This is a genomic window from Bacillota bacterium (assembly GCA_040757085.1).
Classification (GTDB): domain Bacteria; phylum Bacillota; class Sulfobacillia; order JACIYH01; family JACIYH01; genus JACIYH01.
On sequence record JBFLXJ010000024.1, the window covers coordinates 101407 to 107945 of the forward strand.

The following is a 6539-nucleotide window of genomic DNA, read 5'->3' on the forward strand; positions in this document are numbered from 1 at the left end:
AAAGGCAATTCCGCCCACCAGATACACCCCACACAGGAGGAGAACGGTTTTGACATCCCATGTACGCACTCGGACATGCCCCCCAGGAACAATCCTACCTCGGGCCCGGCCGTGCTTGTCGCCTGAAGAGCGAATTGATCTTCTTGCCAAGGGGTGTTGTAGGGAGAACCTTACCTGCCAGAGCACCACCCGCTGCATTGACCGCGACGGACTTCACGAACCCGCCAGCACTCCAAGCTTTCCGGGGGGTGAACGCCAGGTAGTCGATACCACCCGCCACCGCACCCCCTATTGCACCTGCAACCAGCCCTGAGCACGAGACTCCGGTCGCCGCTCCCCAGAGGGCTCCGCGAGCAGCAGATACCCCGGCCTCGCGCCAGCTCCACGGTGCGCTGCCTTTGGTCACCGCATAACTCACTACGCCGATGACCGCGCCCATCAGCGCTCCCCCTGCTGCCGCAGCGGCAAACGCTGCGAGAACCGGTGCACGCCCGTCTGGGTCCGTGAAGTTGACCGGGTTGTTATTCCCGTAGGCATAGGGGTTGAGGGTCTGCGACGCCTTGGGAGCGCCCAGGATGGTATCCCGGCTGATGAACCTTCCTACCTCTGGATTGTAGTACCTCGCCTGCAGGAAGTACAGCCCCGTGCTCCCGTCCCAGCGGTAGCCGGCGTAGCGATAGGGGTTGACCTGCGCTAGCGGACCGCTTGCCTCCAGGATGTTCCCCCAGGCGTCGTAACGGTAGGAAGCAACCACATTCCCCTGGGCATCGGCCAGGGCCAGGACGTCGCCGCGGTCGTTGGTCAGGTAGTAGTAGGTCTGGCCCTGGTAGCGCATGCTGAGCGGGATACCGGCCTGGTCGTAGGTGAACGCTACCGTGACGTTGCCCGCCCCGTCCGTCTCGTAGGCCACGTGCCTGCCATCATAGTGGTAGTACACGGTGCCCTGGACGGTGGTCTGGGAGATGCGCCGCCCGTCACCGTCATACGAGAAGGCCGCCACCAGGTTGCCCGTGGCCTTCTCCCGCACTTCGATCAGGCGGTTCTTCGCATCCCAGACGTAGGTGCGGGAGCCGTCGTCAACCAGGTTGCCCCGGGCATCGTACTCGCAGCGGACGCCGTCCACAGAGACGAGTTCTCCGGCCTGGTTATACCCGTAAACGATGCTCGACTGCAGGGTGCCGTCGGCAGCGTAGACCAGCTTCGCAGTGCGGTTTCCTGCCGGGTCATACTCGTAGACGGTCTTCCTGCCCGTCACCGGGTCGGTCTCTGACGTCAGCCGGTTCAAGCGGTCGTAGGTGTACACCGCCGCGGTGCCGTCACGGTAAGTGACCCGGGTCTTGTTCCCCTCGCCGTCGTAGGCGTAGTCCTCGGAATATAGCACGGCGCCCGCGGCGTCGCGGTACTCCACCCTGGTAACCTTGCTCGCCGCATCGTACGATAGCACCCTCGAGACACCGCCCGGGTAGGCGACCTGCGCCAGGCGGTCGTTGGCGCCGTACGAGAGGGCGACCTGCCCCACACCGTCGGAAACTGCGGTGAGCCGGCCCTTGGCGTCGTAGCCGTAGCTCACCGTGAAGCTCAAGCCGCCGGCTGTGAAGGCCACCCCGGTCACGTTGCCGGCGGCATCGTAGCTGTACTCGGCCCGGTTGCCCCAGGGCTCGGTGACGGAGGCAAGGCGATTCTGCTCGTTGTAAGCGTAGCTGTAAGGCCCGGGCAGGCCGGCCACGGCCACGGACACGCGGTTGCCGTTTGCATCGTAGGCGAACCCGTAGCGGGTGACGCCGCCATGCTTTTCCTCGAGAACTTGATTGGTGCCGGAGTAAGTGTAGCTCACCGTAGCGCCATCGGTTGCACGGACCTCGGCCAGGTTGCCGTTGGCGTCATAGCTCTGCAGGACGGACTGGCCCTTCGCGTCAGTCACCCGGACGAGGCGGCCCAGCGCATCGTAGGCGTACTCGAACCTGAGGTAGACGGTTCCGTCCCGCGAAAGCTCAGCCGATACGAGGTTGTTGGAGGAGTCGTACCCGTAGGTGGCCACCCCGCCTTCGGGGTCCTCCACCCGGACGAGGTTCCCCCGCTCGTCATAGTAGTAATACGTGGTGTTGCCGTTGCCGTCGGTGACCGACTTCGTGTTGCCCTTCCGGTCGTAGGTCATGCTCACCTGCGACCCGGCCGAGTCGGTCACGGTCAGGGGGTTGTGGTTGGCATCGTACGTGATCTGGACCGCGGAGGACTCGGCGTCCACCGCGCGCACCAGATTGTAATCCGCATCGTACTCGAACCTGGTCACCCTGCCGTGGGGGTCGGTTTCCGTAAGCCGGTTGCCCATGTCGTCGTACGTGTAAGTGGTGGTGCCCCCCTTGGGGTCGGTCACCCAAGCCAGGTTCAGGTCAGCATCCCAGCCGTAGGTGGCGACAAGCCCGCCCGGCTCCGTCACCTCCACGCAGTTGGCCAGCTCACCGAACCGGTAGGCGTACACCTCCCCCCGAGGAGTGGTCACCTGGCTCGCGCGGTTGGCGGGGTCGTACGAGAGACGCCAGACGTTGCCCTCCTGGTCGGTCACCACCACCACCCGGCCCTCGGCATCGTAAGCGAACGAGGTGGTCCTGCCGCGGGCATCGGTGACGGACAGCAGAAGGTGCCGGGGGGCGTCATAGCTCATCTGCACGACTTCACCGGCCGGGTTGGTCACCGAAACCAGGTTGCCGTAAGCATCGCGGGAATACGCGAACGACTTGCCCGCCGGGTCGGTAGCAGTAAGGATGCCCCCGTCGGACGAAAGCGAAAAGGTGGTCACCTGGCCCGAGGCATCGGTGATGGAGACCAGGGCACCCTCCTGGTACGTGAACACGGTCGCGTTCCCGTTGCGGTCCGCCCGGCGGACGAGGTTGCCGCTCACGTCGTAGGTCTCCACCTCGTGGGTCTTGACGTCCTCGAGGAGGAAGAGCACCTGGCCGGAAGGATCGGTGGTGCGCGTGAGTTTGAGGTGTATCCCGGGCGGGTGGGCATAGGTGCCGTCCCCATTGGGCGTGAACACCGCCTCGGTGCCGTCGTCGTCGGTGTAGGTGACCGTCCCGTCGGCGTTCTCCAGCAGGAAGCCGAAGTAGTTGTGCACCCAGCCGTAACCCAGCAGCCCGTTGACGCTGGACTGGGAGTTGTAAGTGCGGGTGAGGAAAGTGGGCGAGCCCTGCCCGGTGAAGTAAAGGTCCTGGTACTTGACCACCAGGTTGCCGTTAAACAGGTTCACCGACACGCTGCCCGCGTCATCGAGATCCAGGGTGAAATAGCGCCAGTAGGGCTCCCAGCCCAGCTGTCCCGGCCACAACGCCAGACTGGGGTCGATCACCACGGGGTAGCGCCGGGCGGGGTCGGAAAGCCACGTCGCATCGGGCACGATCTCGAGGAACCAGGCCTCGCCCTCCCGGCCGAGTTGGAGGGAAACCGCCGCGGACACCGCCCCGGCCGCGTCCACCATGAAGGGCCGCGGCACGTACCAGCGGGGAAGGCCGTGCTCGTCACAAAAGAGGACCTGGCCCCCCTCCAGGCGGGGCTCCAGGCCCGCCGTCTCCAGCGCAAACCGGAAGGAGACGTCCTTCTCCTTGAGCGCACGCTTGAGGACGATGCTCTCCTTCACCCCGTCCATGGCCACCTGGAACTCCAGGCGCACCCCGGGCAGCACCTCGTCGTACCACACCTTGCTGCCCCGGTTCCTGCCGGGCACCGCACGGGCATCCCGGAGGGCCAGACCCAAAGAGCGTCCGCGGTCGTCAATGCGTAACGCCGCGGCGGAACGGCCCCCGTGGGCACGGGCGGGACGGGCATCGGCCGTGAACTGGGCCTTCCACCTTCCGCCCTTGGATGCCAGGGCAAACCCCACTTCGGACGCATCGACAACCAGGTTGTCCGCGACCGTGGAGAGACCCCGGCGCAACGCTGGCCTGCCCAGCAGTTCCTGCTGCAGGAACAGGACGGAACGGGCCTGCTCAGCGGCGATACTGCGCCTGCCATCGGCACCTGAACCTGTGTCCGTCGCATCGCCACCGCTGCCGGCCAGCACGGCCGGAGGGACGGAAAAGAGGCAGAGGAGGCTAATCACCAGTACGCAGGAGGTGATCTTCGCCAGGCGGCGCGAAAACATCTCCACGCACCCCTTTCTCGGTGCACCAAGCGCAATACGAACGCCATCAGGGCACCCGCAACTCTCTTATGAGCAGCCGCTGGTGGCAGCGTAGCCCCCCTTTCCATATCTGGAATATGTACCCACCGCAAGGATAATGGCCTGAGCAGACCTTGTCAATACGAAAGATTATTGACATACGAAAGATTATTGACCGCAATCCACTGCCCGACGCTGGAAAGCTGCAGCAGACGGAATACTCCCGACACAAAACGCTCAGTTCCAGGTGTTTGGGCTCGTACCTGTCGAAACGAATGCACATTATGCGACGCTAGTCACCCGTCTTAACAGGGCCCCGGCTGGCACGCAGTTGGCAACTCGGGCCCGCAAGCGTCGGACAAGGCGCCAACTCGAGTATCGTAAACGGTCCGGCCATGCCTAACGGAAATCATCCTCGCTGGCAAAGGCAACTGTAGTGACCCTGGCGCCTTCACGCAAGCAGACCCAGCTCGGCCAAGACCTGGGAAAAGTGGCCTGCTCCTCCGTGGGAGCGGCTTCCGCCAGAGGCGGGCGGACGGGCCCCACGTCGAAGCCTGCTAGGCGCAGGGCGGTCTTCACCGGCACCGGGTTGGTGGTGATGAAGAGAACCCGGAAGAGGCGGTACAGCCGGCGGTGCAGGGCCGCCGCCTCTTCCACCTTCCCCTCCAGGTAGGACGAGATGAGGCGGGATATTTCCCGCGCCACCAGGTGGGAAGCAACGCTCACCACTCCTGCGCCTCCCACCGCCAGGATGGGAGGGGTAAGGGAGTCGTCACCGCTGTACACGGCGAAATCCGGTGGGACCAGCCTGAGCACTTCCGTCACCTGATCCAGGTTCCCGGAGGCCTCCTTCAGGGCCACGATGTTGGGGATTTTTGCCACAGCCGGGGTAATCGGGAATGCGGTGGCCCACGGGTCAACTCCCCCACTGGACTGACGGGATATAGGAGAGTGCACCAGTAGCTTGGCGGCGCTATCACTATCTCGGGCCTGGCAACGGCCGGGTAAAAGGCTCCTTCAGAAACGATGATACGATATCTTTAAGATGCCCGGTCCCCTCTCGAGCCACCTTCTGGTATGCCCTTAGGGCAGCCTCACGCTCACCGAGTAGATCCAGCATCTGGCCCTTCCGCAAGGTGGCTAACTCCCATAGAGGAATCAATCCTCCAACTCTGCGTGTGCAATCATCAGCGACAGCCGAGAAATCTTCGATCGCTTGAGAGTAGTCCTTAGTCAGGTAGCGGTAAATGCCTCGGTAGTAGAGCATGTCAGGGTCGCCAGGAGTGTCAGACAAGTGCCGCTCAATCTTCTCCATAACCCCGGAAAGGTTCAGCGAGTCGGGGTTCGGGGGAAGGGTTTGCATATACGAATAGGGTTCGCCCCCGTGCACTTTGGTGTGGATGTACATGAGGTCAGATGGGTAAAAGAGTGGATGGTCCCCACGATGGAAAGAATCCCGTTCCTGGTCCGTCAGGGTTATGGGGTGGGCGAGGAAGTCCTCAAGCTGAAGCACCGTGAGATGATACCGCTCCCCGAGAAGATCATCCAAGGCATATTTGTGTTCGCACCCCACTAAGACTATAGCCCGACTGGCCTCGTGGTAGTCCATGGCTTGAACCGTTTTGGCGGCCATCCCTTGGTTTCGCGCTGCCCAGTACCATGTGATAGCGCCATTGGCGATATGTCCGACAGTCGACTCAACGAGTTCGTGGGTTGCCCGAAACACTTCACAGGTCTTTTGGCTGTTGGCTGCATCGTAGGTATTGACCAGCGGCTCAAAGCCCCCGGCCTCTTCGATTATCTCACTGCATCTCCGTTCCAGGTCCGCAAGAATCCTCCTGCCTTCGTCGGACGCTTCAAACGCAAGGGCTGCTTGAGCGTCCTCGGGCGGGTTCACCTTCCCGTCACCATCCACTGGGGCTACAGGAACACCGCGGTTCCACGCCCATCCGAGACCGATGCCCCATTTTTCCGCGGAATCACATCGAAAGTCGCCGGCCATGAAACGTCTGGGTCCAACCTCTATACAGACCAGATCAGGTCCGTACGCAGCTAGAATCTTGATTAAGTGCCAGTACGTATAGCCTGGGTACTTACCATGGCCGTCGTGCACCGTGCCAAGTACGAACACGGACTTTTTCAATGAGCACACCCCACTGTGCAGTTGAAGTGGTTTCCCACGTATGGCAGGTGTGCCGTCCGACAGTCGCCCGTCTCCAGCCACAGGAGAGGCTCCGATAGGTCCGGATAGATGTGCCGGAACACCCTGGCCAGAAGCTGCGGGCGTGTGGTCAGCGGAAACAGGAAGTTGAGACAGCAGGACTGGGAACAGCAGACATGGTTGCTGGGAAGGCGACGCTCCTGAAGACCACCGTGCCAGGGG

Annotated in this window: 4 protein-coding genes; all 4 read right to left on the reverse strand. The window is 62.9% G+C overall.

Translation table 11 applies throughout. From position 1 onward, the window contains the following. Nucleotides 1–94 precede the first annotated feature (94 nt). The gene (locus tag AB1446_10040) at nucleotides 95–4138 is read right to left on the reverse strand and encodes an RHS repeat-associated core domain-containing protein (protein ID MEW6547237.1); all 4044 of its coding nucleotides are present in this window, start codon (nucleotides 4136–4138) and stop codon (nucleotides 95–97) included. 417 nt (nucleotides 4139–4555) lie between these two features. Further along, complete coding sequence (locus AB1446_10045; GenBank protein ID MEW6547238.1) at nucleotides 4556–5038, reverse strand: dihydrodipicolinate synthase family protein; 483 nt, start codon at nucleotides 5036–5038, stop codon at nucleotides 4556–4558. A 97-nt stretch (nucleotides 5039–5135) separates the two neighbouring features. Then, entirely contained in the window at nucleotides 5136–6299 is a 1164-nt protein-coding gene (locus tag AB1446_10050; protein MEW6547239.1) for a hypothetical protein, read from the reverse strand. After that, on the reverse strand, nucleotides 6296–6539 hold a 244-nt coding region (locus AB1446_10055), incomplete at its 5' end, for a hypothetical protein (protein MEW6547240.1). The genes AB1446_10055 and AB1446_10050, both read right to left, overlap by 4 nt.